This window comes from Longimicrobium sp. (assembly GCF_036399255.1).
Classification (GTDB): Bacteria; Gemmatimonadota; Gemmatimonadetes; order Longimicrobiales; family Longimicrobiaceae; genus Longimicrobium.
Genome location: NZ_DASWNM010000047.1, coordinates 29,247 through 54,466, shown reverse-complemented (window position 1 = coordinate 54,466; position 25,220 = coordinate 29,247). Strand labels below are relative to the sequence as shown.

Sequence of the window (25,220 nt, the reverse complement as noted above, 5' to 3'; positions counted from 1 at the left end):
CATGAGATGAAGGCCCACGGCGCCCCGCGCGCCGTGGGCCTTCGGCCATCCGCCCTGCTTCCGTTCCCATGACCGCGTCCGATCCCCACGTCTTCGCCGCCGCGCGCGTGCCCGTGCTCACCGCCGCCGAGATGCGCGCGTGGGACGACCAGGCGATCAACGCGTACGGCGTTCCCGAGCGGGTGTTGATGGAGTCTGCCGGGCGCGCGGTGGCCGCGGTGGTGCAGCGGCTGTATCCCACCGGGCGCGTGGTGGCGTTCACGGGGAGCGGCAACAACGGGGGAGACGCGGTGATCGCCGCGCGCACGCTGTGGATGTGGGGGCGCCAGGTGGACGTGGTGCACGTGGGCAAGAGCCTGCTGGACCAGACGCTGCTGCACGGCTGGGAACTGTACCCGGCGCAGGCGGCGGCGGTGCTCCCCGGGGCGTCCGTGATCATCGACGGGCTGCTGGGCACCGGGGCGTCCGGCGCACCCACCGGGGCTCACGCGGACGCCATCGCGGCGATGAACGCCGCCGCCGCACCCATCGTGGCGCTGGACGGGCCCTCCGGCGTGGACCTGACCACCGGGGCCGTGCCGGGGGATGCCGTCCGCGCCGGCGTGACGATCACCTTCGGCGCGCCCAAGCGGGGGCTTCTGCTCTTTCCGGGGCGTGAGCGGGCGGGGCGGATCGTGGCGGTGGAGATCGGCTTTTCGCCGCTGGCGGAGGACGGCGCGTCCGCGCGGCTGATCACGCCGCCGTGGGCGCACACCGTCCTCCCGCCCGTCCCGCCGAACGCGCACAAGGGAACGATGGGAAAGGTCTCCATCATCGCCGGGCGGCGGGGGATGGCGGGCGCGGCGGTGCTGGCGGGGCTGGGCGCGCTGCGGGCCGGTGCGGGGATGGTGGCGCTGGTGTCGCCGGGCGCCAACCGCGAGATCCTGCAGGCGTCGCTTCCCGAAGCGCTCTATCTGGACCGCGACGCGCTGGAGCCCGACTTTCTCGCTGGGGCCAAGGCGGTGGTCGCGGGGCCGGGGATGGGGACGGACGACGACGCGCTGGAGATCCTGCGCAGGATCGGCAGGCAGCCCGGCATCCCCGTGGTGCTGGATGCCGACGCGGTCACGCTCCTCGCGCAGAACCCCGACCTGCGCAGCGCGTTCGGCGGAGGGCTGGTGCTGACGCCGCACCCCGGCGAGATGAGCCGGCTGCTGGGGCTCCCCATCGACCAGGTCACCGCCGATCCGTTCGCCGCGGCGGCGAAGGCGGCGGAAAATTTCACCTGCACGGTGCTGCTGAAGGGCACGCCGTCGCTGGTCGCCACGCGCGGGCGGGAGACGCTGGTGAACGTCGCGGGCCACTCCGGCCTGGCCACCGGCGGCAACGGCGACGTGCTCTCCGGCGTCGTCGGCGCCTTTCTGGCACGCGGGATGGAGCCCTGGGACGCCGCCGGCGCGGCGCTCTGGTTCGCCGGGCGCGCGGCGGAGCTGGCGGGGCGGGGCAGGGGGCTCATCCCCACGGACGTGGCGGACGCGCTCCCCGACGCGCTGCTCGAGCCGAGCGCGCGGGAGAGCGCGCTGGATCTGCCCGGCATCGTGCTGGACCTGCCGCCGGCGCGGTGATTTGCGGCGAAAAGGTTCATGAACGCCGCCCCCGCCGATCTGTCAATTCGAAGAAGGCGATCCTGGATGAGCGGCGGTTCTGCGTAAAACGGTTCCGAATCGATGCTTCCTGCTTGTGGCGATCCTGGCGGAACTGGTCGGCGTTCCGGGGTGTTCCCCGGCCGCGTAGGGGTGGGGGGAGGACTCGCGTGTCAGTTCTTGTGGATGCCCGGCGCGGTCCTCTCCGGCCGCTTGACCGTAAGGCGTCCGCTCCGCTGGCCAGGAGGCCGTATGCGTAAGCTGAAGCTGCAGGTGGAGGCGCTGGTGGTCGACTCGTTCGAAGCAGTCGACAGCAGGCGAAAGGCGGAGGGAACGGTAGGCGGGTATGAAAGCTTCGCTCCCACGGACGACCCGGGGTGCGAGACCACCCCCTCCAACGGGTACCAATGCTCCAGGTACTGCAGTGGGCCCAGCCAGTGGCAGACCTGCGACGGTCCGACCTGCAACTCGCCGGACTGCATCGAGACGATGTGATGCGGGGCTGACGAACCGCGCCGGACGCTGAGGGGCGGCTCCGCGACAAGGTGTCGCGGAGCCGTTCCCATTGGGGCGCTCACCAACATCCTCCCGCACTTCCGCACTTCCGCACTTCCGCACTCCCGCACTCCCGCACTCCCGCACTCCCGCACTCCCGCACTCCCGCACTCCCGCACTCCCGCACTCCCGCACTCCCGCACTCCCGCACTCCCGCACTCCCGCACTCCCCCGCTTCGTTTCACCAACGTTGACAGTCCGCCGCGCCGAACCTACGTTCCGCCGCGTCGCTGCACACATTTCCACGCAATCCACAAGCACCCGAATACATGGCGATCATCCAGGAGATCCGGGCTCGCGAGATTCTCGATTCGCGCGGCAACCCCACCGTCGAGGCCGACGTGCTGCTTTCCAGCGGCGCGGTGGGGCGGGCGGCGGTGCCCAGCGGTGCGTCCACCGGCGAGCACGAGGCCGTGGAGCTGCGCGACGGCGACGCCAAGCGCTACGCAGGCAAGGGCGTGCGCACCGCCGTGGAGAACGTGGAGGTGGAGATCGCCGCCGAGCTGGTGGGCTACGATCCCTACGACCAGGGCGCCGTGGACCGGGCGATGATCGAGATCGACGGCACGCCCACCAAGAGCCGCCTGGGCGCCAACGCCATCCTGGCCGTGTCGCTGGCCACCGCCCGCGCCGCCGCCGAGGACGCCGGCCTGCCGCTGTACCGCTACCTGGGCGGCGCCATGGCCAGCACGCTCCCCGTGCCCATGATGAACATCCTGAACGGCGGCGCGCACGCCAGCAACAACGTGGACTTCCAGGAGTTCATGGTGATGCCGGTGGGCGCCGAGTCGTTTGGCGAGGGGCTGCGGATGGGCACCGAGGTGTTCCACGCGCTCAAGAAGGTGCTCACCAAGGCCGGCAAGAACACCGCGGTGGGCGACGAGGGCGGCTTTGCGCCCGACCTCAAGGACAACGAGGAGGCGCTCGCCGTCATCCTGCAGGCCATCGAGCAGGCCGGCTACCGCCCCGGCGAGGACCTGGTGCTGGCGCTGGACGTGGCCTCGTCCGAGATGTGGAAGGACAAGGGCTACGTCTTCTACAAGAGCACGCAGGAAAAGAAGACGCCCGCCGAGATGGTGGCGTTCTACGAGGAGTGGTCGCGGCGGTACCCCATCCGCTCCATCGAGGACGGGATGGCCGAGAACGACTGGGACGGGTGGAAGCAGCTGACGGAGTCCATCGGCGCGCGGGTGCAGCTGGTGGGCGACGACCTGTTCGTCACCAACACCGAGCGGCTGGCGCGCGGCATCAAGGAGGGGATCGGCAACTCCATCCTCATCAAGGTGAACCAGATCGGCACGCTTACCGAGACGCTGGAGGCCATCGACATGGCCCGCCGCGCCGGCTACACGGCCGTGATGTCGCACCGCAGCGGCGAAACGGAGGACACCTTCATCGCCGACCTGGCCGTGGCCACGGGGGTGGGGCAGATCAAGACGGGCAGCGCCAGCCGGTCCGACCGCGTGGCCAAGTACAACCAGCTGCTGCGCATCGAGGAGCACCTGGGCGAGAGCGCCCGCTACCCCGGGCGGTCGCTGTGGCGCTGAAGCCCGGCACCGGGCGCCGCCTGCTGGCGGGCGGGGTGCTGGCGTTTGCCGGCTACATGGCCCTGTGGGGCGGGGAATACTCCGCCTTTCACCTGCTGCGGCTCAAGAAGGAGCGGGGCGAGGCGGAGTCGCGCCTGGCCCACACGCGCGCGCAGGTAGACTCGCTCAAGGCGCTGGCCACCAAGCTGGAGCGCGACGATGCCGCCGTGGAGCGCATTGCCCGCGAGCGGTTCGGGATGATCCGCGAGGGCGAGCTGCTGTATCGGTTCGTCCCCGTGGACTCCGGCGCGCCGGTGGAGGAGTAGGATCGGGGGATTCGAATCAGCCCGGGCGAGTGCGTCCGGGCGATTCCGTCCAGGCGAATGAATTCGCGGCTGGGAAAACGCGATGTCGGCCTGCGCCGACGGGTGTGTGCCGCACGGATGCTGTGGTATTGCAGGTGAAGCCCCGCGCAGTTTGCGGGGCTTTCCGCTTTCGTTGCGGCGGCTTCAGCCGCTCTCGCGGACCAGCGTTCGAGGCGCGCCGAGGGTTGACGACATAGCTGAGTTATGCTAAATTGATGGCTCACTGTCGCGGGGTGGAGCAGCCTGGTAGCTCGTCGGGCTCATAACCCGAAGGTCGCGGGTTCGAATCCCGCCCCCGCTATGTGCCGGGCCGGCTCGCAAGGGCCGGCCCGGTTTCAGTCGGAGGTCGGCAGGGTAGCTCAGCTGGTTAGAGCGTACGACTCATAATCGTAAGGTCGGGGGTTCGAGCCCCCCCCCTGCTACTGCACGAAGACAAAGTCCTCGCAGCGGAAACGTTGCGAGGACTTTTGTCTTTCGTAAAACCATGCGTTCGCGCTATCGTAATGAACCTGAGCCACCACGTGCTCGACGGCGTCCGGAAAGCAGCAGGCATACGGGCTTCCGGGGCGCGAGTCGCGGACCTGATGGGTGCGGGCCGGGGGCTGCTCCTGCGCGCGGACGCCAGTCGTGGCGCCGCTGCAAAGCGTCTGGTCCATACTGTGCGGAAGGGAAGCGATGGGCAGGTGGGAAGAAGAGAACATCCGGACTGGAGGAGGCGATGGAGGGCAGCGATGTGATCGTCGCGCGGCGCGGACTGCACGATGAAGACGAGGGATGGGAGGAGCGTCTGTTCGACGTTCCTGATGATGAGGATGACGACGTGGACTTCGACGACGACGAGGATCTCGACGACGAGGACATGGACGACGACCTCGACGAGGACGACGACGTAGATCTCGACGACCTCGACGAGGATGAGTGAAGATAGAGAGGGTGCGGAGCAGCCGCTCCGCCCCTCCTTGCACGGCGCGCCGCACCCGGGTCATCCCGGGTGCGGCGCGTTCGTTTCCGGAGCGTCCGGCCGGCGTCCGCCGGATCCGCCAGCGATCCCACCAAGGCCACCTGCGGCCGCGGCTTCGCGATCGATTCTGCGCGATTCGAGGGGTCAATGCCTGTGATTCCGGTTGCTTGACCGGACATATTCAGCGATATTGCGTCTCGTTCGGTGCGGTGGACACGAGCTTTCCATCAGGCCTTGTCGCTCTGCGGCACCGACAGGATTCGATCGTCTCTCTCAGCCGGAGCAACCGCATGGGCAAGCTGACGCTCAAGATCGAGAACCTGAAGGTGGATACGTTCGAGACGGGCGACGACCACCAGCGGCGCGGTACGGTGCGCGGCCACGACACGGTGGAAACCGAGTGGTGCACGGGGTACCCGGACTGCGTCTCGGAGAAGTGCCAGACACCCAAGGACACCTGCAACGACAGCTGCGACTGCACGCAGACCTGTATGACCCCGATCTACTACTGCTGATCGGGATTCCCCGGCACATGCAACGCGCCCCCGCCCGAGATTCGGGCGGGGGCGCGGCTGCGTTGCGAAGGTTCCCAACGGGATGTGCTTCTGCGTGCTCCGGCAAAAACCGATGCATACCGACCCGGGAAAACAACACCTTCGCGGGTACAGAGGAACAGCGTCAGACCGAGGAACCAAGATGATATTTCAGCTCGCTTTCTCTGTCTGACTCTGTTCCTCTGTACGATGATTCTTTTTCAGGATTCGGTGCTCCGCGGGGTAGCCGCCGGGGCGCCGTTATTTGTTTATGTTGCTTAATCAGACATGATTAGCGAAATTGGGGGACGCATCGGATGCGCAGGTACGAGCCCCCGCACCGTGGAGATTGGGCCGTCCCGCGGCACCGACGAAGTATCGGTCTCTCCTCTCAGCCGGAGCAACGCCATGGGCAAGCTGACACTCAAGATCGAGAACCTGCAGGTGGATTCGTTCGCCACGGGCAGCGGAAATCACCGCATTGGAACCGTGCGTGGCCACGACACGGTCGAGACGGAGTGGTGCACCGGGTACGGCTACCTGACCTGCAACGTGTCCAAGCGGGGGTGTCAGACGCCGAACAACACCTGCTACGGAACCTGCGGGTGCTCGGAGGGCTGCTCCCAGAACTGTGAAACGCAGGCGCCTTACTGCTAGCCGCTCCCGCGGGGTCCCGGTCCGGCACCCCGCCGTCGTTGTCCCACGCGGTCATCTCTCTCATCCTCTCAGACGGAGCAACTCATGGGCAAGCTGACGCTCAAGATCGACAACCTGAAGGTGGATTCGTTCGAGACCGGCGACGAGCATCGCCGCATCGGCACGGTGCGCGGCCACGACACCGTCGAGACGGAGTGGTGCACCGGATACGGCTACCCGGGGTGCAACATCTCCAAGCCGCGGTGCCAGACGCCGTACGACACCTGCTTCGGGACCTGCGGGTGCTCGGAGGGATGCTCGGCGGGGTGCTACACGCAGGCGCCCCAGTGCGCCGAGGGCTGATCCCGCGGTCACCGTTGAACACGCGCCCCCGCCCGAGCTTCGGGCGGGGGCGCCGCGTTTTGTATCAGACGCGTTCCGCCCGGGTCACCCCCTGCGGGCAGCGCCGATGTCCGCAACCAGCAGATCCTCTGTGAGCCGCCGCGCCGACTGGAGGAGCGTTCCACCGGCATCGGTGATCGCGGACGAGCCGTAGGAGACCAGGCCACCGGCGCGGCCCGCGACATCGGCGCGGATGATCGACACGCGGTTCTCCATCGCCCGGGCAGCGTCGACACGCCGGGCGTCCGCGACGACGTCCGCCTTTTCCAGCGGGAGCCCGTTGTTGGTGGGGATGAACAGCGCGGCCGCTCCCCTCGATGCCAGGATTCTCGCCGGCTCCGGGTAGGTGGAGTCGTTGCAGATGACGATGCCGAAGGTCAGCCCGCCGATCGTGAAGACGGGAAGCTGGTCGCCTGCCTCGTAAACGGATTTGCGGATCGCCGGGTGCAGCTTGCGATACAGGCCGGTCACGGCTCCGCGGTGAAAGACCGCGGCGGCGTTGTAGAGCTGACCCGATGCGGAGATCTCGGTGAATCCCACGATGGTGGTCACCCTGTCGGATGCGAGTGGCGACAGCACGGCGTTCAGCTGGCCGCCTTCCACGTCGATGGCGATCTCGGCCGGGCGGGGCGCGTAGTCCGCAAGGCCGCCCAGGATGGCCTCCGGGCAGCACAGGATCTCCACTCCCTCCGCTTCGCACCAGGCGACCCGCTCGCGGATGAGGCCGATCGCCGCGACGGAGCCGGAGGGCAGCAGGGGAGCCTGGTATGCGGCGACTTTCACGGCGGAGTCATCCGGGGGAGGTGCCTGCAGGTCCGGATCGAGGAAACCCGCTCCGCCGATCCGCCGAAAACGCAATCGCCGCGGGAGACGCGGGGTCTCCTGCGGCGATCTGGGGTGCGGGGCGCGCCCGCCTACAGGGCGCGCCGCATGGTCTGCTTTCCGGTTAGGCCACCGCGGCCGCCTCGGCCTCGGCGGGGGCCATCACGCCCAGCACGCGCTCCATGGCCATGGTGTGGCTGCAGGTGTGGTGGTGGCGAAAGTAGTCGCAGTCGCAGTGCCAGCTGCCGTCGTCGAATCCCACGTGGTGATTGCCGTTCTTCCCGTCGAAGTCCACTTCGAGCCTGCTGAAGTGGATGCGCTCGGGTTCCGAGGCGTACTCCTTGGCCTTCTGGATCTTGTTGATCATCCCGGAATCGAGCATGTCACCCTCCTGAAAACGGGGAAACGAAAAACGCCCGTGCAGCACGGCTGCATGGGCGTTCCGAATGCGGAGCGTCGCGGGCGATGTCCCGAATGAGGTCACAAATCTTCAAACGGCCACCTCCTTTCCACACCGCCGCGCACGAAAAAGGCCGACCGCCGGCCCTCCCGTTCTCGGCTCCACATCCGAAGCTATACGCGGTGCACGGCGCGCGCAACACCCTCGTCGCGGTTCCGTCACCGGCGCGTGGCCGACGCAAGATCGGTGCTCGCCAGCGGGTGGCGGATCGGGTGCGCCACCGGTGCGACGGGGGATTTCAACTCGTTGCGGGAACGGGTTTTGCGCTTCTCCCGCCGCGTTCGCGAAACGGATCGCGAGGCGGCACGCACCTGAGCAGGAGGACCGGCATGGCGGACCTGAAGACCACGCACCAGCACCCCGGCGGCGTCACCAGCGGCAACACGCCCGAGGGGACGCAGGGCGAGAACAACCAGGGAGCGGAGTTCGGGGCCAGCGACCGCGCCACGCGCGGCACCGACCGCGACCTGGACACCACCGGCGAGTCCAAGAACCAGGGCCACGGCCACCCCCGCGAGGAGCGCGGAGACAGCTGAGGCCCGTCGGCCGCATCCCAGTCCCCAGTCCCGGCGGCGCGAGCGGTTGAACCGCGCCGCCGGATCGCCACCCGCCCCGTCCCCGCTGCGCTGAATGCGCCGCCGGACGGGGCTTTCTGCGTCCGGCGTTCCCTCCATCGACCGCGTTTTCCATCCGTCCGTACACCCCGTGCTGATCCATTGCAAACCGAAATAAATCCGAACCAATCACCTGCAGAGGTGTACCATCTCTGGCGTGAAGAGAACCTTTCTACACGGGATACGGTGATGATGCGCACGATTGAAATGGACGTGGATGCGGCGGGCGGGGTGGAGGCGGGGCGGCTGGAGCGGTGCCTGGGGCTCACGGTGGAGCACGTGGGGCCGGGACGGTACCTGGTGGCGGGCGGAACGGAGCCGCACTGGGTAGACCTGCGCTCCCGCTTCGTTCCGCGGTGCGACTGCGGCGACCACCTGTGGCGCGAACGGGTCTGCAAGCACATCCTCGCCGCCCTGCTGCGCGAGGGCGACGAGCGGGTGATCCGCGAGGTGGGTGGGCTGGTGCACGCCCTGCGCGAGCTGGTGGCCTCGCACGAGCCGCCCAAGCGCCGCCGGCGGCGTGGCGCGAAGGCCGCCGCGGAGGCGCAGGCCGTCGAGGCGGCGGCGTAGGTGGCCGCGCTCAGCGGTGCTTGGTCACGCCGACCTGGCGGCACCAGGCCAGCACGGGGCAGGTGCTGCACTTCGGCAGGCGGCCGGTGCAGACGTGCTTGCCGAAGGGCACCAGCAGCTTGTTGATCTCCACCCAGTACCGCTTCGGCAGCACGTCCATCAGCGCGGCCATGGTCGCTTCCGGCACCGCGGTGGCCACGTAGCCCCAGCGGTTGGTGACGCGGTGCACGTGCACGTCCACGCCAATGCGCGCCTCCCCGCAGGCGACGCCCATCACCAGGTTGGTGCACTTGGGCCCCACGCCGCGAAACGAGAGCATCAGCGCCTCGTCGCACCCCAGCTCGCCGCCGTGCTCCGCCACCAGCCGCTCCGCGATCTCGCGGATCTGCCCCGCCTTGCCGTAGTGGAACGCGCAGGCGTGGATCAGCGCGTCGATCTGCTCCACGGTCATCCGCGCCACCTCCGCCGGCGTGGAGGCGTGCCCGAAGAGCTGGATGGCGGTGGGCAGCATCACCTCGTCCGTGGTGCGGATGGAGATGATGCACGCCACCAGCTGCTGGAACGGCGTCTGGAAGCCGCGCTCCGCCAGCTCGAACATGGCGGCTTTGGGATACGGCTTCACCGCCTTGCGGATGCGCCGGACGACGGTGTCGATGTCGAAGGGGAGCTTGGCGGCGTCCACGGGCTCTTTCGGGCGGGGAAGTGCACGGGGTGAACTGATGAGGGGACAGGTTACAGGGGACAGGGGACAGGGGACAGCGGGCAACACCCGGCGGCGACGTGAGGGAAAGCGTCCTCCGCCGGCCTCGGAGCCGGGAGCGAGTGAACTCGCCGCAACGACAGCGGAAAGCCCCGCAAACTGCGCGGGGCTTCACCACCAACACCACCCCTTCCGTGCGGCACAGACCCGTCGGCGCAGGCCGACATTGCGTTGTCCAAGCCGCGAATTCATTCGCCTGGGCGGGCGGAACGGCGGGCGGGCAGTTGAACGGTGGGAATGGCGTGGGCGTGGGAATCCCCACAGTGCCGGCGGCGGGTCTCGTCCCGGGCGGGTGAACCCGCGGCTGGAAAAGCGGAAAGCCCCGCAAACTGCGCGGGGCTTCGCGTCCAACCGTCTCCTCCGCTCGGGCACCCACCCGTCGGCGAAGGCCGACATCGCGTTGTCCCAGCCGCGAATTCATTCGCCTGGGTGGCGCGGGGCTTCGCGTCCGCAGGGTTTGGTGCCAGAGGGAGGGGATACAGCCGGCGGCCCGTCGCAGCGCGCGCCGGCTGTAACCTGTCCCCTATCCCCTCAGTCCGGCCGCGTGCCGCCGACCGCGGGATCGCCCTTGCTTTCGCCGCCGCGCTCGTGGACCACGACGTTCTCGCTGTCGGGGTGCTGTTCGCTGGGCGTGTTGAGGATGCGCTGCCGGTCCTCGGGCACGCCGGCCACCTTCTGGCCAAAGCCGCCGGGGCGCTTGTCGTCTTCCTCCATCCCCGGCGCGGAGAAGGCGGGGCCGCCGCCCGGCGCGTCCTCGAAGCCGCCCTCGGCGAACATCTGCTCGCCGAGCGGGTCGTCGTTCTCGATCTCTTCCGGGTCAAAGCTCGGGTCCACGTTGCGCTTGGGCATTCGACTGCTCCCTCGGTGTGTGGTTTGGTGGTCAGCGCCGCGGCCCCAGGCGCGGCTGAATGGTGTGCTCCACGTCGTAGCCGCGCTGGCGCGCCCACTCGCGCACGGCGCGGTCGCCGCCGCGGCCGTACAGCGGGCTCTGCCGCGGCGGCAGGGCGCCGTGATCGCGGTCGTAGCGCGGCCGGCCGTAGTCGCGCCCGTAGGCGTGCGCCGATTTGCCGCGGTAGTAATCGTGCTCGTACCGCCAGGCGTCCCCGGCCAGCCCGTACGACCACTGGCGCGGTGTGTCCTGGTAGGGAACGAAGCCCATCAGCGGGTCCCACCCCGACCAGCGCATCATGGGGTCCCAGCCAAAGGGCGTGAACATCCCCGGCTGCGCCATCCCCATCCCCGCCTCGCGCCCGTACGCCATCGACTCCGTCCACCCGCGGTCGTACCGCGGGCGCATCGCCGCGTCGTACCGCCCGCGCATCCCGGCGTCGTAGCGTCCGCGCTGCGGCATGGACCCGCGCGGGGCGCCGTACTCCCGTCCGTATCCGCGGCCGCCCCTCCCTCCGCCGTCGTAGCGGTTGCCTGCCATCCCTTCCTCCTTTCGGCATCGCGTTCCCATCCGTCCTTCGCAAGCTCCGTGCGTGCGCGCGGGGGTACGGCGGTTGCAACGGGGGATGGGACGGCCGTCGCTCTGCGGCCGCAAGCGCAAGCGGCGAAGGAGGTTCCGTGGCCGTTACGATCTCGGTGGTGCTGATGGCGGCCATGCTGGCCGCCACGTGGTTCGCGGCCCAGTACATGGTCAGCCTGCCGTATGCGCCGGAGTGCCCCGCCTGCAAGCGCGTCACCGCGCAGTGCACGCGCACCAGCCGCGCCGACCGCCTGTTCGCCCAGCTCAGCGGCGCCGACGCGCGCCAGTGCACGCGCTGCGGATGGGCCGGCCGCATGCGCTGGCGCCTTGCCGAAGAGCGGGTGAAGAAAAGATAGGGGACAGGGGACAGGCTACAGCCAGCAGCGACAGGTGTGGGCTGGCTGTTCGCGTTCCCGGCCCCAGCCGCCGATAGAGGAGGGGTGACAGGTTACAGGGGACAGGTTACAGCCAGCAGCGACAGGTGTCGGGCTGGCTGTTCGCGTTCCCGCCGACGTCCCTGCCCGCTATTCCCTATTCCCTGTTCCCTATTCCCTCTCCCGCTGTAACCTGTCCCCTGCCGTCCCCCTTCCTTGCGGCCCGTCCGGCGCCGGTCTACTTTCCCGGCAACCGCAGCGACCTCCGCAGCAACGTCTGGAGCCCGCAGTACATGAGCAGGAACGCCGTGCTTTCCGAGACCGGTCAGGCCTACGTGGAACGGCGCCGCACACACGTCTGTGCCGCGCTGCAGCGCCCCGCGGACGTGGCGGCGGCCGGCGCCGAGCCGCTCTCGGCCGAGCGGATGGAGTCCATCCGCAGCGACGCCGAAGAGCTGTACTGGAACGAGCTGTCGTGGGAAGAGCTCACCGACGAGGAGGCCATCCCCGGCGGGCACCTGACGGAGATGGTGTTTCCCGGCTTCCTGGCCTTCGTCGAGGGGCTGCTGGTGGAGCGCGTCCCCGCCGACGCGCTGGCCCCGGCGCGCCCGCACCCCGACGCGGTGCAGGAGATCCTCGTCTTTTTGGGCGAGCGGTACGCCGACGCCACCGCCCGCATCGAGGGCGGCGCCGACTCGCAGAAGCTGGTGTGGGCGCGGCGGATGACGGCGCGGCTCATTGACCTGGTGCTGTACCGGCTGTACCGCCTGACCCCGGCCGAGCAGGAGCGGCTGGAATCCGCCGCCTGACCCGGCCCGCGTGCGCTTTCCCCGGCTTCCGCTCGGCGGCAGCGCGCGTCCCGGGCACCGCTACCTGGCCGGCGCCCCCCTGCTCATCGCCCACCGCGGCGGATCGCACCTCGCTCCCGAAAACACCCTCTTCGCCTTTCGGCGCGCCATCGGCTGGTGGCGCGCCGATCTGCTTGAGATCGACGTTCACCCCACCCGCGACGGCGACTGCGTCGTCATCCACGACGCCACCGTAGACCGCACCACCGACGGCCACGGCCCCGTCGCCGGCTTTACGGTGGACGAGCTGCGGCGGCTGGACGCGGGCTTCCGCTTTACCCCCGACGGCGGCGCCACGCACCCGTTCCGCGGGCGCGGCATCCATCTCTCCACGCTCCTCGAAGTGCTGCAGGCGCTGCCGGACGCGCGGGTGAACGTGGAGGTCAAGGACGGCCGCGCGCAGCAGGCCGTCCGCCGCACCATCCGCCAGGCGGGCGCCGAGCACCGCGTCCTGGTGGCCGCGGGCGACAGCCGCAACCGCGCCCTGTTCCACGACTATCCGGGGCCCACCAGCGCGGGCGCGCAGGACCTGTACGCCTTCTACGCGCTGCATCTGACGAAGACCACGCGGCACTACCGGCCCCCGGTGGACGCCTTTCAGATGCCGGAGCGCGGCGGCGGGCGGCAGGTGCTGAGCCCGCGCTGGATCCGCGAGGCGCACGCCCACAACGTGGCCATCCACGTCTGGACGGTGGATGACGAGGCCGACATGCGGCGGCTGCTGGAGTGGGGCGTGGACGGCATCATCAGCGACCGGCCGGACCGGCTTGCGCGCGTGCTGCACGAGCGCGCGGGCCGCCCGCTCCCCCCCGGCCCGCCCGCGGACGAGATGGAGCCCTGGCTGGAACGGTTGTTGCGGCCCTGACGCCGCCTTGCGGGAGGGCGGATGAGGGAGATCCGCCGCGCCCGCTCGTCCGTTCTGAATACCACACTCCGCTCAAGACCGGGAGGTTTGGATGCCGCGCTACGACCAGGACCGCGGGCGCCCCGCCGCGTGGCCCCCGTACGGCCGTGACTTCGGCGGCCCGCCCATGCGCGGCGGCCCGTACGGCGGCGACTTTCGGCCGCACACCGGGTTTGGCGGGGGCGGCGCGGAGACGGACTACGGCCGCGGCGTGGACGGCGGCTCTGGCGGCGGGGAGTGGGAGAGCGGGCCGATGCACGGGCCGGCGCGCTACGGCCTGGGCCCCTACCACCAGCGCCTGCGCAGCCGCACCCGCCCGGACGACGACGTGCGCAAGGACGTGGAGGACGCGCTGTTCTACGACACCTGGGTGGATGCCGAGTCCATTACGGTGGAGGTGAAGAACGGGGTGGTGACGCTCAAGGGCGAGCTTCCCGACTACCAGGAAGTGCGCTACGCCACCGACGACACCTGGGACGTGGAGGGGGTACACGGCGTGCACTGCCAACTGACCGTGAACTCCGGCAAGCGCCCGCCGGTCGACGGCGTGAACCGCGCCGCGCGCCCCGGCGGGCAGGGCGGCAACGGCTGATCGCCCGCCCACTGGTCGCCGCCCGCCCGGGCGGCGATTTTGTTTGGGGCGAGGGCTGAGATCGGCGCGACCCGCAGGCCGCCCCCTCCGGGCTCGCATTACTCGCCCCCCTCCCCGGCCCTCCCCCCGCAAACTGCGCGGGGGAGGGTGACGCGCCCGACAATCCGTCCGGAGCGGGATCGAATTCTCCCCTCTCCGTGAGGAACGAACGGGGAGGGGCCGGGGGAGGGGCCCCCCGCCGGCGCAGTTCGATACCTGCCGAAGCGCGATCGAATTCTCCCCTTTCTCCCGCGCAGCGGGGGAGAGGGGCCGAGGGGAGAGGGAGCCCCGTCCGGCGCCAGCGTGATCCCCTTCGCCGCGCCCCAATCCATCGGCAACCCCAACCTCCCCCAGCAGTTTTGGGGGAGGTGCGAGCCTAAGCGAGCGGAGGGGGCGCCCGCGGGTCGCGCCACACTCCGCCTCTCGCGATCTCGCCATCGATCCACCGATAAACCATCCAATCCACCCGTCCACCCGCATGCCCCAGCGCTCCACGTTCCCCGACCGGTTCCGCCGCAGCCTGAATGCGCTCGGGGTGCGGGGGACGGGTGCGCACGTGCTGGTGGCGGTCTCGGGAGGATGCGATTCTGTCGCGCTGCTCCACCTTCTCCGCTTTGCCGCGGACGACGCGGGGCTGCGGGTGACGGCGGCGCACTTCGACCACGCGATGCGGTCCGGGAGCGAGGGCGACGCGGCATGGGTGCGCGGGCTCTGCCGCGTGTGGGAGGTGCCGCTGATCGAGGAGCGGGCGCAGGCGGCGCCGCGGACGGAGGAGGAGGCGCGGGACGCCCGCTACGCCTTTCTGCGCCGCGCGCAGGCGGCGTGCGGCGCCGCGTTCCTGGCCACCGCGCACCACGCGGACGACCAGGCCGAGACCGTGCTCTTTCGCGTGCTGCGCGGCACCGGGCTCCCGGGCCTGGCCGGCATTCCGCCCCGCGGCGCGGGCGGCTTGGTGCGCCCGCTGCTGCCGTTTCCCCGCGCGGAGATCCTTCGCTACGCACGCGCGGCGGGGCTGGCGTGGCGCGAGGATCCGACGAACGCGCGGGTGGACGCGGCCCGCAACCGTATCCGCCTGCGGCTGCTTCCCGCCATCGAGCGGCACGTGGCGCCGGGCGCCCGCCGCAGCCTGGCCCGCCTGGCGGAGCTCGCGCGGGAGGACGAGGCCGCGTGGGACGCCGTGCTGCAGCCGCTGCTGGCGGAAACGGCGGTTGAGGAGGAAGGGGCGCTTGTGCTTGTCCGGGAACGTCTTGCGGCTTATGATTCGCGGATTGCCGCGCGCGTGCTTCGCGCGGCGCTGCGCCGGCTGGGGATTGCGCCGGACCGCGCGGGAACCCGCATGGCGCTTCAGTTTATCAGCCATGCACCCAGCGGAAGGGTTTGCACCCTTCCCGGCGGCATCCGCATTACCACCGAGTTCGGCCACGCGCGCGTGGAGCGCGACCCCGGCGAGGCGCCCAATGCGCCGCCGGACGAGCCGCTGGTGATCGCGCGCGAAGACGCCGCCGGTGAGGGGCGCCTTTGCGTGGGCGGGGCGCGGTGGACGGCGCGCTGGTGGACGGGGGAGGACGGTGCGGCGGAGGACGGGCGGACGATGCGCATGGCCATCGACCGCGTCCGCTTTCCGCTTACGCTGCGGGGCAGGGCCCCCGGCGACCGCGTACGCACCCGCGCCGGAACGCGCCCGCTGAAAAAGCTGCTGGGCGAGGCGCGCGTGCCGGTGCGGGTGCGGGGCACGCTTCCCGTGCTGGCCGACGCCGCGGGCGCCGTGCTGTGGGTGCCCGGCGTGGCGCGTGCCGAGGGCGCCGGTCCCGCGCCCGGAGAGCCGTTCATCACCCTGTCCGTCTTTTGAATGCCGACCACCCCAGAAACCCTGGCCCGCACCGGCGGGCAGCCCCTTTCGCACGTGCTGTTCAGCGAAGAGCAGATCGCCGAGCGGGTGCGCCAGCTGGGCGAGCAGATCACCCGCGACATCCCCGAGGGCGAAGACCTCCTGGTCCTGGGGCTGCTGAAGGGATCGTTCATCTTCCTCAGCGACCTGGTGCGGCAGATCCGCCGGCCCATGGAGGTGGACTTCCTGATCGTCTCCAGCTACGGCGCGGGGACGGAGTCGTCGGGCGACGTAAAGCTGCTGTACGCCCGCGAGGCCAGCGTCACCGGCAAGCACGTGGTGCTGGTGGAGGACATCGTGGACAGCGGCACCACCCTGAACCGGCTGCTCCCCATCCTGGAGGCCAGCCAGCCGAAGTCGCTGGAGATCTGCGCGCTGCTGCACAAGCACATCGCCCAGGGGCTGGTGAAGGAGCCCCGCTGGGTGGGGTTCGACTGCCCCCAGGAGTTCGTGATCGGGTACGGGCTGGACCATTCCGAAAAGTACCGCAACCTCCCGTTCGTGGGCGTCATCGACCCCTGAACGGCGCGTTGCGGGGTTCGTCGCAATCTTGAGCGCGGCGCCCCACCGGCGCCCGCGTGCAGAAGGATAGTCCATGGCAGACGAAGAAAAGGGCACGCCCAAGCCCCAGCCCCCCCGGCTGGGCAAGGTGTCTCGCACGGCCGGGTTCTGGCTGCTGCTGGTGATGGTCTCCATCCTGGCGGTGCAGGTCACCAGCAGCCGCACGCAGCCCGTGCGCGACCTGGATTACTCCGAGTTCCTGGCGCAGCTGGCCTCGGGCAACGTCCAGGAGGTCACCGTCATCGACGGCAAGCTGCTGGAGGGCCGCGTAAAGACGCCGTGGCGCAACGAGCAGCGCAAGCTGACGGTGAACAGCTTTCGCACCCGCGCGCCGGTCAGCGACTCCGAAGACCTGATCAAGCGGCTCGAAGCGGCCGGCGTGCGCATCAAGGCCCGCGAGCCGCAGGTGGGCGTGGCCGAGGTGCTGGTGCGCGCGCTTCCCTGGCTGCTCATCATCGGCCTGTGGATCTTCTTTTTCCGGCAGATGCAGGCCAACGGCAACAAGGCCTTCCAGTTCGGCAAGAGCAAGGCGCGCATGCTCACGGGCGACACCCCCAAGGTGACGTTCGACGACGTGGCCGGCGCCGAAGAGGCCAAGGCCGAGCTGCAGGAGATCGTGGAGTTCCTGAAGGACCCCAAGAAGTTCGGCCGGCTGGGCGGGCGCATTCCCAAGGGCGCGCTGCTGGTGGGTCCCCCGGGAACGGGGAAGACGCTGCTGGCCCGCGCGGTCGCGGGCGAGGCGGGGCGGCCGTTCTTCAGCATGTCGGGCTCGGACTTCGTGGAGATGTTCGTGGGCGTGGGCGCCAGCCGGGTGCGCGACCTGTTCGAGCAGGGGAAGAGCCACGCGCCCTGCATCATCTTCATCGACGAGATCGACGCGGTGGGCCGCCACCGCGGCGCCGGGCTGGGCGGCGGGCACGACGAGCGCGAGCAGACGCTGAACCAGCTGCTGGTGGAGATGGACGGGTTCGAGGGGAACGACGGCGTCATCCTGATCGCCGCCACCAACCGCCCCGACGTGCTGGACCCCGCGCTGCTGCGCCCCGGCCGCTTCGACCGCCAGATCGTGGTGGACGCGCCCGACCTGCGCGGCCGCGAGGGGATCCTCAAGGTGCACATGCTGAAGGTGCCCCTGGGCGACGACGTGAAGGTGGGCGTGCTGGCCCGCGGCACACCCGGGATGTGCGGCGCCGACCTGGCCAACCTGGTGAACGAGGCGGCGCTGCTGGCTGCCCGCCGGGGGCGCGAGAAGGTGCAGATGGCGGACTTCGAGGACGCCAAGGACAAGGTGATGCTGGGCGCCGAGCGCCGCTCGTACGTCATGAAGGAGGACGAGCGCAGGCTGACGGCGTACCACGAGGCGGGCCACGCGGTGTGCGCCATGACGGTGCCGGGCAACGACCCGCTGCACAAGGTGACCATCGTGCCGCGCGGCCGTGCGCTGGGGCTGGCGTTCACCCTTCCCGAGGACGACCGCGTCTCCATCACCCGCCAGCAGTTGGAGGCCAAGCTGGTGATGACGTACGGCGGCCGCGCGGCCGAGGAGCTGGTCTTTGGCCGCGACCGGGTGACCACGGGCGCCAGCAGCGACATCCAGCAGGCCACCAGCCTGGCCCGCCGCTACGTGACGCAGTGGGGCCTTTCCGACGCCATCGGCCCGGTGGCCATCGCCGAGGGCGAGCACGAGGTGTTCCTGGGGCGCGACATCGGCCACCGCCGCGAGGTGTCGGAAAAGACGGCGGAGCTGGTGGACGCCGAGGTGGCGCGGGTGCTGAACGAGGCGCTGGGCCGCGCGCGGCAGACGCTGCACGAGCAGGTGGACCTGCTGCACGCCGTCGCCAACAACCTGCTGGAGCGCGAGACGCTGACGCGCGAAGAGGTGGACCTGCTGCTGGCCGGCAAGCCGCTGCCGCCCATCCGCAGCATCGACATCCCCGGCCCGCCCGAGGTGGCCGAGCTTCCCGCCCCCACGCCCGAGCGCGCCAAGCCGCCTACGCCGGAGCTCAAGCCGCGGCTGGCGTAGGGACAAGTGCGTGAGTGCGCAGGTGCGTGAGTGCGGAAGTACGCCGCACACGGAACGCGAAGGCGAGCGATGCTCGCCTTCGCGTTTTCGTTGGTGGACCAGATCCGGAGGAAACACCTGTCATTCTGAGGGAGCGCCCGCCCCAGCCTTCCGGGAAAACCGCGGAGCCGGTTGGCGCGACCGAAGAATCTCCCTCCCCTCGCGCGGAACCCCTTTCCGGGCAGAGCCCGGAAATCCCGCGTCACGGAACGATCCCGCCGTCCAGCGTAATACCAGATCCTGAAAAGAATGATCGTACAGAGGAACAGGGTCAGACAGAGAATGCGAGCTGAAATATCATCTTAGTTCCTCTGTCTGACTCTGTTCCTCTGTACTCTAAAGGTGTTGTTTTTCCCGGTTCGGTATAAAGATCCTTCGGTCGGCGTCGCGCTCCCGGGCAAAGGAAGCATCGCGTAGCGCCCCCTCTCAGGTGAGAGTTTGTTCGAATCTGGTCTGAGGATTCGCCTTCCGTCGCCACAATCTCGGGCACTGAGCCCTGGATCCTCTCCCACGGCTTGCCTTTGCGCTTTTGCGTTCGCTAGGTTCGCGGGTATGATGACGACCCGTGCCCAGGTTCAAGGTTCAGGTGCCCAGGACGACGCGGCGGAGGGATCGCCGCGCGCTTCGCACCGGGCACTGGGCACTGGGCACCGGGCACTCGATCCTCGGCACTCGGCACTCACGACCGGGCGCTGGGAGCTTCGCCGCGGCGCGCTGGCCCTGGAGCGCCCGGTCGTCATGGGCATCCTCAACGTGACGCCGGACAGCTTCAGCGACGGCGGGCGGTTCCTGGATCCGGCGGACGCGGTGGCGCAGGCGCGAAGGATGGCGGCGGAGGGGGCGGACATCGTCGACGTGGGCGGCGAGTCCACGCGGCCGGGGGCGCCGCCGGTCTCGGCGGACGAGGAGGCGGCGCGGGTGGTGCCGGTGCTGCGCGCCCTCCGCGAGGCGCTGGACCTTCCGGTGTCGGTGGATACGCGCCGGGCGGCGGTGGCGCGCGAGGCGCTGGCGGCGGGGGCGGATGTCGTCAACGACGTGTCGGGGCTGGCGGACGCGGAGATGGCGTCCGTGGTGGCGCCCTCGGGCGCGGGGCTGGTGCTGATGCACATGCGCGGCACGCCCGAGACGATGCAGCGGCTGACGGACTACGGGGACGTGGTGGACGACGTGGCGGCGGAGCTGGCGGAATCCCTGGCCCGCGCGGACGCGGCGGGGATCGCGCGGGAGCGGGTGGTGCTGGACCCCGGGATCGGCTTCGCCAAGACGGCGGAGCAGAACTTGGAGCTGATCGCGTCGCTGGACCGCATCGGCGCGCAGCTGGGGCGGCCGATGCTGCTGGGGGCGTCGCGCAAGTCGTTCATCGGCGCACTGCTGGGCGGCGTGCCGGCGGACGCCCGCGACGCGGGGACGGTGGGCGCGTGCGTGGCGGGGCTGGCGCGCGGGGCACGCCTGTTCCGCGTGCACGACGTGCGCGCGGCGCGGCAGGCGCTGGACGTGGCCTGGGCCGTCCTCCGCATTCCGGCGAGGGCGCCGTGAACGGGCTGGTGGAGCGCATCGGCTTCCTGGCGCCCGATTGGAAGGACCTGCTGGAGATCCTGATCGTCGCGGCGGTGGTCTACCGGGTGCTGCTGGTGCTGGCGGGGACGCGCGCCATCCAGATGCTGCTGGGGCTGGTGGTGGTGGTGGCCATCTACGCGGCGGCGCGGGTGCTGGACCTGTCGCTGGTGGAGTACCTGCTGGAGACGGTGTTCCAGTTCGGCGTGATCGCGGCGCTGGTCGTCTTTCAGCCCGAATTGCGCAGCGCGCTGGCGCAGCTGGGGCAGAACCGGCTGCTGCGCTTCTTTTCGCGCCTGGAGCAGACGGCGGTGGCCGAAGAGGTGGTGCAGGCGGTGGAAGAGATGTCGCGCGGCAAGGTGGGCGCCATCATCGCCATCGAGCGCGAGGTGGGGCTGGGCGAGTACCTGGAGACGGGAACGCCCCTGCAGGCCCGCGTGAACGACGCGCTGCTGCTGAACATCTTTACCCCGTACTCCCTGCTGCACGACGGCGCGGCGGTCATCCGCGGCGACGACATCGTGGCGGCGGGCGTCATCCTGCCGCTGACGCAGCAGCCCGTCACCGACCGCTCGCTGGGCACGCGCCACCGCGCCGCGCTGGGCCTTTCGGAAGAGACGGACGCGCTGGTCGTGGTGGTGTCGGAGGAGACGGGCGCCATCACCCTGGCCCACGGCGGCCGCCTGTTCCGCGGCCTCTCGCCCGACGAGCTGAAGGAGATGCTGATCGAGGGCCCGCCCCCCATCAACCCCGGCCCGCGCGCCGCCCTGGCGGGGAGCTGACGGGCACGGTCGGCGGTAAAACGATCACGCCCGCCCCCGGTTTGGGGGCGGGCGTCTTCACGGGCACGTGGAGGGCGCGATCACCAGTCGCTGCGGTCCGATCCGCTGCGCCCCCGGGTGGACTGCCGGATCACGGAGCACCACTCGGAGGTAAAGCCGTCCCAGGGATCAGTCCAGCCGCTGCAGTACGTGTCGTCCCGCGACTCTTCGTAGGGCACCAGCGGGAACTCGCTGTCGGCCGTGAGCACCACGTCACCGTCGGTCACGCGGACGTGAAAGGCGTAGTCGTCACCGAAGCCGGCGAGGGGGCCAAAGTCCTGTTCCGACGACTCGTTGTCGTGGTAGTAGTAGAGGTCCTCGCCGGTGCCTTCATCCCACTCGCGGTAGTAGGACCGGCTGTGATAGGTGACGGAGCCCGCGTTCCGGGTGTACTTGAACCACGTGTCCGCCCACCCGCTGGAGCCGAAGCTGCACAGGTAGAAGGCCACCCCGCCGCTCGAGCGCAACGTGCAGCCCTGCCCCCACGCCGTCCACGAATCCGTGTGCACCACGCGCCCGCCGGTGGCCTGCGACACCTCCAGCAAAAACTCTCCCGAGACCGCCCGGGGAATCCAGCCGGACATGGAGGCAAACTCTTCGATGATGGCCTCGTCGTGCTCCGACAGGTTCTCGCCGCGGACCTGCGTGACGGGATTGTGCCACCGGTATTCGTCCTTCCAGTAGCTCTGCGACTGCGACGAGGAGACGTGCGCGTCGTAGCTGAACCGCGTGGGCCCGCCCACCGCCTCCACGTGCATCACCTCGCTGCGGTTGTTGGCATCGTCCCAGTCGCCCGGCGACACGTTGCCCACCTCCACCTGCACATTGTGAGTGCCGGGAGAGAACGCGTAAGTAAACGCGCAGGTGACCGCGTCTCCGGCATCCACCCACACGCCGAAGGCAAAGTCTTCGATCATGCCGTTCACCAGCAGCATGCAGTCGACGTGCGCGCCCACGTCGCCGTTCAACTCGCTGATCGTCGCGTGCATGGGAACCGGCTGCAGGGTGGGAACCTCCGGCGCCATCTGGCCCAGCGTTACGGCGATGTCGGGGCGCCGCTTGACGCGCTCGACGACGGTCACCACGTCCGTGCGATGGGGATCAATCCCGGTGACGTTGGCCTGCACCTGAAGGAATTGGCCGTGCATGAGCGTGGTGAACTGCTCGCTGTGCGCCCAAGTATCGATCTGGTTGCGGTTTAGCGAGAACATGGGCGTGCTGTCCACGTCCAGCGCCCGCACGTGTGCACGGGTGATGGTTCCGGGCCTCCACTGGTAAGGATCTGCCGGGATCGCCTGGATCTCCAGTTCGGTCACGCCGTCCTTTCCCTGCAGCGCGAACGCTTTCAGCGCCGCGGAGCCGGAACGGCCTTTCGCGGGCTTGCCGCCGGCGTCGCGGTACTTGACCGTGTTGGAGATGAGCGTGGCGCCCGAGGGAGAAACCGTGTGGGCCACCTGGCCGGCGGAGGCGATGCGCCCGGGCGCGGTGGTGGGCACGTCGGAGCAGGCGCCGAGGGTGAGCGCGAGCGCGGCGGCGGCCGCAAGGGCGCGCGGCGTACGATGGTGCATTCCGTGGTCCTCGTCTCATGAAAGGGATTCGCCGGCGGAGCTGCCGGCGAGACGTCCGGACGGTGAGTGGTCTGGAACGTAATGGCCCCAATGCAACGCACGGACCGGGGTGCCATATCCCCTAAATCATTATTTCGCAGGTGTTTGGCGGCAGTCCTGACGGGGGAGGATGTGAGGCGTACACGCCGCACTTGGTGCAGCGCTGCCCCGGAATTGGGTTCAGGTTTGTCGTCAAGGGGGTGGTGGCGGCGCCTCGCCTGTTCGGCAGCCTCTCTCCCGAGGAGCTGAAGGAGATGCTGATGGGAGGCCTGCCCCCCCATCAACCCCCGCCCGCGCGCCGCCTGGCGGGGAGCTGACGCGGGCCGTTCCGGATCCGGCGTTATACCGGGGGCGCAGAAACAGGGGGATGCGTATGACTTCATCCGCATCCCCCCTTTGTTTCACAAGGCGTTCACGACCGGGAGCCGAATTTCGCCCGGGCTTTCCAGTTCAGGGTGCCGTGACCGTCAGGGTGACGGGAAAGCCCAGCGTCTCCAGTTCTTCAGCCTCGTAGCGGCGGGTGTTGCCATTCGCGTCGTCGACCCACACCATCTGCACGCGCCACTCGCCCGTCTCGCGGCCGGACGCGATGGCGACGCGGCACGTGATCTCCTGGCTTCCGGGGTGCGGCGTCACCTCGGGGAAGCCCAGGCAGTCGACCGTCTGGTTGGAGGGGCTTCTGAAGGTTGCCTCGGCGCGGTAGCCGCCGGAGCCCGCGTCCGTGAGCTCCATGCGGATGGTGACCGAGTCCGCGCCGTTGGCCGCGACCGAGTCGGGGGAGAACGAAAAGTCCGTGAGCGTGGGCGGCTGCGTGTCTGCCGGTGGACCGGTGACCTGCAGCGTGGTGGCGAACCCGGCGGAATCCAGCGCCGCCGTGGAGAGGATCTGCGCGTTCCCGGTGACGTCCTTTGTCGCGACCGCGTCCAGCAGCCAGTTGCCGGGTTCCGCGCCGGACGGAATGGCGAGCCGGCAGCGGAAGGTGCCGGCCGCCGTGGTCCCGGTGAACGGCGAGGCGGTCTCGCACCCTTCGAAGGTGTTGCCGGCCGGGTTGCGGAACCACACCTGGACGTGCGCCACACCCGAGCCGGCGTCCTCCACCTGCAGCGTCATCGTCACCGAGTCCACCCCGTTCGCCTCCACGCTGTCGGGGGTGAAGGCCGCGCCCGCGACCGTGGGCGCCTGCAGGTCCGCCGCGGGGCTGTGGACGTACACGCGAGAGGGCATGCCGGCCTCACGCACCTGGCCCACGCCGGCCGTGCGCCGATTGCCCGCCACGTCCTCGAACCACAGCTGGCTCACGCGCCACGCGCCGCCCTCGGCGTGGGGCACGATGGGCGCCCGGCAGGTGAACGTGCCGTCCGCGCGCGTTCCCGTCGCGGGCTCCCAGCTGGAGCAGGAGGCGGTGTGCGCGCTCGAGGGGCTGGACAGGGAGACCTGCATGAACCGCGTTCCCGTCCCCCCGTCCGTCAGGCGCAGCGACACGGTGACGGAGTCCGCGCCGTTCGCGGAGACGCGCGCCGGGACCAGCGTGAGCCCGTGCGCGGTGGGCGGGACGACGTCGCCACCCCCCGCGAACACGTGCACCTCCACGCTCGACGTGCGCGTGCCGTCCGTGGCCATCACCTTCGTGGTGCCGGCGGCCATCCCCGTTACCGTGCCGTCCGCCGCCACCCGCGCGATGGTGCTGTCCGCGCTGCTCCAGGTGACGGGGCCGTTCACCCGCGGCCGCCCGGCGACGTCCATGCGCTGGGCGGAAAGCGGCATCGACTCCCCCACCGCCACGCTGGGCAGGAAGGGGGCAAGGCGCAGCCATCCCTCCTCGTGCGGGACGGCCGCCGCCACGTACACGCCGAACTCGAACGACTCCACCGTGGGCGGCATGCTGAAGCGCCACTCCAGCGGCGCGGTGGTGTCGCCCGGCGCCAGCAGTCCGTCGTACTGAAAGTACTTCTGCGCGGCCGCCATGAAGGCCGCCTGGCCGGTCGCGTTGGCCACCGCCACCTCGCCCGTGGCCGAGACGGGACCGCTGGCGAAAAACACGCGCACCCCCTCGGGCGCGGGCGTGGCGCCGTCCGTGGTTCCCAGCGCCTGCCCGGTAAGGTTCTCCACCGTCACGTCCACGCGGAACGTGTCGGCCCCGTCATACGACGGATTGCTGCTCCGCAGCCGCACGTTGAGCCCCTGCCCGCCCAGGATGACGGCCGATCCGCCGCCCGGCCCGGGAGCGGGGGACGCGCACTCGACCGTGCCCGTGCGTACGTTCGCGCGGCAGGCCAGCACGGCCGTGCGCCCGGGCGCGTCCGGAGGCGGCAGGAGCTCCGGCCCGGTGGCGGTGCGGTCCACGCACCCGGCGCCCAGCAGAAGGGCCAGCGCGCCCGCGGCGGCGCGCAGCCGGGCGGGGATGGGGGTCGCGCGAGGGGCGCCCGGGGGAACGGGTGGCGGGGTCTGCGTGTGCATTCCAGCTCCTTCTGTACGTGGACCCTGGCGGACGGGGAGCCTGCCGGGGCGGACCCACCTGATGGTTGGGATGGAGGATGTTCCTGTCGCGTCGCTGCGTTCCACGCGTGCGCGGAGTCGCGGCCCGCCGCGGCGAAAGAAAGGTGCGCAACGGCCGGGTGGGCCGGGCGGTGAGGCGTTGACGCCCGGCGGGGGAACAAACATGACGGAAAACAGCCG

At 70.2% G+C, this 25,220-nt stretch carries 27 protein-coding genes and 2 tRNA genes; 21 read left to right on the top strand and 8 right to left on the bottom strand.

Features of this window, described 5'->3' with window-relative positions; all coding sequences use genetic code 11:
- Positions 1-68: 68 nt before the first annotated feature.
- The 6 genes from VGC13_RS08115 to VGC13_RS08090 all read left to right on the top strand — a co-directional run bounded on the left by VGC13_RS08115 (position 69) and on the right by VGC13_RS08090 (position 4,490).
- Positions 69-1,604 carry an NAD(P)H-hydrate dehydratase gene (locus VGC13_RS08115; protein ID WP_331124730.1) on the top strand — a complete coding sequence of 512 codons (1,536 nt, stop codon included), beginning with the start codon at positions 69-71 and terminating at the stop codon, positions 1,602-1,604.
- 270 nt (positions 1,605-1,874) lie between these two features.
- Positions 1,875-2,117 carry a hypothetical protein gene (locus VGC13_RS08110; RefSeq protein WP_331124729.1) on the top strand — a complete coding sequence of 81 codons (243 nt, stop codon included), beginning with the start codon at positions 1,875-1,877 and terminating at the stop codon, positions 2,115-2,117.
- A 329-nt stretch (positions 2,118-2,446) separates the two neighbouring features.
- A complete protein-coding gene (gene eno, locus VGC13_RS08105) occupies positions 2,447-3,724 on the top strand; it encodes a phosphopyruvate hydratase (RefSeq protein WP_331124728.1) in 1,278 nt (425 codons plus the stop codon).
- The gene (locus VGC13_RS08100; protein WP_331124727.1) at positions 3,715-4,029 is read left to right on the top strand and encodes a septum formation initiator family protein; all 315 of its coding nucleotides are present in this window, start codon (positions 3,715-3,717) and stop codon (positions 4,027-4,029) included. Before eno ends, VGC13_RS08100 begins: the two co-directional genes overlap by 10 nt.
- Before the next feature lie 266 nt (positions 4,030-4,295).
- Positions 4,296-4,369 (top strand) — tRNA-Met (locus VGC13_RS08095).
- Positions 4,370-4,416: 47 nt separating this feature from the next.
- A tRNA-Met gene (locus VGC13_RS08090) sits at positions 4,417-4,490 on the top strand.
- On the opposite strand, the gene VGC13_RS08085 is transcribed toward VGC13_RS08090, so the two are convergent.
- Positions 4,488-4,724: a hypothetical protein gene (locus tag VGC13_RS08085; protein ID WP_331124726.1), complete on the bottom strand. Its 237-nt coding sequence runs from the start codon at positions 4,722-4,724 to the stop codon at positions 4,488-4,490. The two genes, VGC13_RS08090 and VGC13_RS08085, sit on opposite strands and share 3 nt — an antisense overlap.
- 62 nt (positions 4,725-4,786) lie before the next feature.
- Here VGC13_RS08085 and VGC13_RS08080 point away from each other — a divergent pair, with 62 nt between their 5' ends.
- From VGC13_RS08080 to VGC13_RS08065, 4 genes are all read left to right on the top strand, one after another.
- Entirely contained in the window at positions 4,787-4,990 is a 204-nt protein-coding gene (locus VGC13_RS08080; RefSeq protein WP_331124725.1) for a hypothetical protein, read from the top strand.
- A gap of 329 nt (positions 4,991-5,319) precedes the next feature.
- A complete protein-coding gene (locus VGC13_RS08075) occupies positions 5,320-5,544 on the top strand; it encodes a hypothetical protein (protein WP_331124724.1) in 225 nt (74 codons plus the stop codon).
- Between the two features lie 426 nt (positions 5,545-5,970).
- Complete coding sequence (locus tag VGC13_RS08070) at positions 5,971-6,219, top strand: hypothetical protein (RefSeq protein ID WP_331124723.1); 249 nt, start codon at positions 5,971-5,973, stop codon at positions 6,217-6,219.
- Between the two features lie 84 nt (positions 6,220-6,303).
- Positions 6,304-6,561: a hypothetical protein gene (locus VGC13_RS08065; RefSeq protein ID WP_331124722.1), complete on the top strand. Its 258-nt coding sequence runs from the start codon at positions 6,304-6,306 to the stop codon at positions 6,559-6,561.
- An 84-nt stretch (positions 6,562-6,645) separates the two neighbouring features.
- Here the strand turns inward: VGC13_RS08065 and VGC13_RS08060 are convergent, their stop codons facing one another.
- Both VGC13_RS08060 and VGC13_RS08055 read right to left on the bottom strand, forming a co-directional pair.
- Positions 6,646-7,383, bottom strand: coding sequence for a carbon-nitrogen hydrolase family protein (locus tag VGC13_RS08060; protein ID WP_331124721.1), 738 nt, complete (start codon positions 7,381-7,383; stop codon positions 6,646-6,648).
- A 163-nt stretch (positions 7,384-7,546) separates the two neighbouring features.
- The gene (locus tag VGC13_RS08055; RefSeq protein WP_331124720.1) at positions 7,547-7,804 is read right to left on the bottom strand and encodes a hypothetical protein; all 258 of its coding nucleotides are present in this window, start codon (positions 7,802-7,804) and stop codon (positions 7,547-7,549) included.
- Positions 7,805-8,211: 407 nt separating this feature from the next.
- On the opposite strand from VGC13_RS08055, the gene VGC13_RS08050 reads away from it, so the two are divergent.
- Together VGC13_RS08050 and VGC13_RS08045 are read left to right on the top strand one after the other, a co-directional pair.
- Positions 8,212-8,418 (top strand): hypothetical protein, encoded by a 207-nt coding sequence (locus VGC13_RS08050; protein ID WP_331124719.1) that lies wholly within the window; start codon positions 8,212-8,214, stop codon positions 8,416-8,418.
- Positions 8,419-8,688: 270 nt separating this feature from the next.
- On the top strand, positions 8,689-9,066 hold the full coding sequence (locus VGC13_RS08045; protein WP_331124718.1) for a hypothetical protein: 378 nt from the start codon (positions 8,689-8,691) through the stop codon (positions 9,064-9,066).
- Between the two features lie 10 nt (positions 9,067-9,076).
- On the opposite strand, the gene VGC13_RS08040 is transcribed toward VGC13_RS08045, so the two are convergent.
- The 3 genes from VGC13_RS08040 to VGC13_RS08030 all read right to left on the bottom strand — a co-directional run bounded on the left by VGC13_RS08040 (position 9,077) and on the right by VGC13_RS08030 (position 11,255).
- Complete coding sequence (locus VGC13_RS08040; protein ID WP_331124717.1) at positions 9,077-9,748, bottom strand: endonuclease III; 672 nt, start codon at positions 9,746-9,748, stop codon at positions 9,077-9,079.
- 609 nt (positions 9,749-10,357) lie between these two features.
- Entirely contained in the window at positions 10,358-10,675 is a 318-nt protein-coding gene (locus tag VGC13_RS08035; protein WP_331124716.1) for a hypothetical protein, read from the bottom strand.
- A 31-nt stretch (positions 10,676-10,706) separates the two neighbouring features.
- On the bottom strand, positions 10,707-11,255 hold the full coding sequence (locus VGC13_RS08030) for a hypothetical protein (RefSeq protein ID WP_331124715.1): 549 nt from the start codon (positions 11,253-11,255) through the stop codon (positions 10,707-10,709).
- Positions 11,256-11,392: 137 nt separating this feature from the next.
- On the opposite strand from VGC13_RS08030, the gene VGC13_RS08025 reads away from it, so the two are divergent.
- The 9 genes from VGC13_RS08025 to cdaA all read left to right on the top strand — a co-directional run bounded on the left by VGC13_RS08025 (position 11,393) and on the right by cdaA (position 20,898).
- A complete protein-coding gene (locus tag VGC13_RS08025; RefSeq protein WP_331124714.1) occupies positions 11,393-11,650 on the top strand; it encodes a hypothetical protein in 258 nt (85 codons plus the stop codon).
- A 311-nt stretch (positions 11,651-11,961) separates the two neighbouring features.
- A complete protein-coding gene (locus VGC13_RS08020) occupies positions 11,962-12,477 on the top strand; it encodes a hypothetical protein (protein WP_331124713.1) in 516 nt (171 codons plus the stop codon).
- Positions 12,478-12,487: 10 nt separating this feature from the next.
- Positions 12,488-13,381: a glycerophosphodiester phosphodiesterase gene (locus VGC13_RS08015; protein WP_331124712.1), complete on the top strand. Its 894-nt coding sequence runs from the start codon at positions 12,488-12,490 to the stop codon at positions 13,379-13,381.
- Between the two features lie 91 nt (positions 13,382-13,472).
- Positions 13,473-14,012, top strand: a complete 540-nt coding sequence (locus VGC13_RS08010; protein WP_331124711.1) for a BON domain-containing protein — start codon at positions 13,473-13,475, stop codon at positions 14,010-14,012.
- 517 nt (positions 14,013-14,529) lie between these two features.
- A complete protein-coding gene (gene tilS, locus VGC13_RS08005) occupies positions 14,530-15,900 on the top strand; it encodes a tRNA lysidine(34) synthetase TilS (protein WP_331124710.1) in 1,371 nt (456 codons plus the stop codon).
- On the top strand, positions 15,901-16,461 hold the full coding sequence (gene hpt, locus VGC13_RS08000; RefSeq protein WP_331124709.1) for a hypoxanthine phosphoribosyltransferase: 561 nt from the start codon (positions 15,901-15,903) through the stop codon (positions 16,459-16,461).
- A 73-nt stretch (positions 16,462-16,534) separates the two neighbouring features.
- A complete protein-coding gene (gene ftsH, locus VGC13_RS07995) occupies positions 16,535-18,523 on the top strand; it encodes an ATP-dependent zinc metalloprotease FtsH (protein ID WP_331124708.1) in 1,989 nt (662 codons plus the stop codon).
- A gap of 777 nt (positions 18,524-19,300) precedes the next feature.
- Complete coding sequence (gene folP, locus VGC13_RS07990) at positions 19,301-20,098, top strand: dihydropteroate synthase (RefSeq protein WP_331124707.1); 798 nt, start codon at positions 19,301-19,303, stop codon at positions 20,096-20,098.
- Positions 20,095-20,898 (top strand): diadenylate cyclase CdaA, encoded by an 804-nt coding sequence (cdaA, locus tag VGC13_RS07985; RefSeq protein ID WP_331124706.1) that lies wholly within the window; start codon positions 20,095-20,097, stop codon positions 20,896-20,898. The genes folP and cdaA overlap by 4 nt, the downstream gene beginning before the upstream one ends.
- An 80-nt stretch (positions 20,899-20,978) precedes the next feature.
- Here cdaA and VGC13_RS07980 read toward each other — a convergent pair whose 3' ends face one another.
- Both VGC13_RS07980 and VGC13_RS07975 read right to left on the bottom strand, forming a co-directional pair.
- The gene (locus VGC13_RS07980; protein ID WP_331124705.1) at positions 20,979-22,505 is read right to left on the bottom strand and encodes a hypothetical protein; all 1,527 of its coding nucleotides are present in this window, start codon (positions 22,503-22,505) and stop codon (positions 20,979-20,981) included.
- 489 nt (positions 22,506-22,994) lie between these two features.
- Positions 22,995-25,001: an Ig-like domain-containing protein gene (locus tag VGC13_RS07975; RefSeq protein WP_331124704.1), complete on the bottom strand. Its 2,007-nt coding sequence runs from the start codon at positions 24,999-25,001 to the stop codon at positions 22,995-22,997.
- Positions 25,002-25,220: the final 219 nt, after the last annotated feature.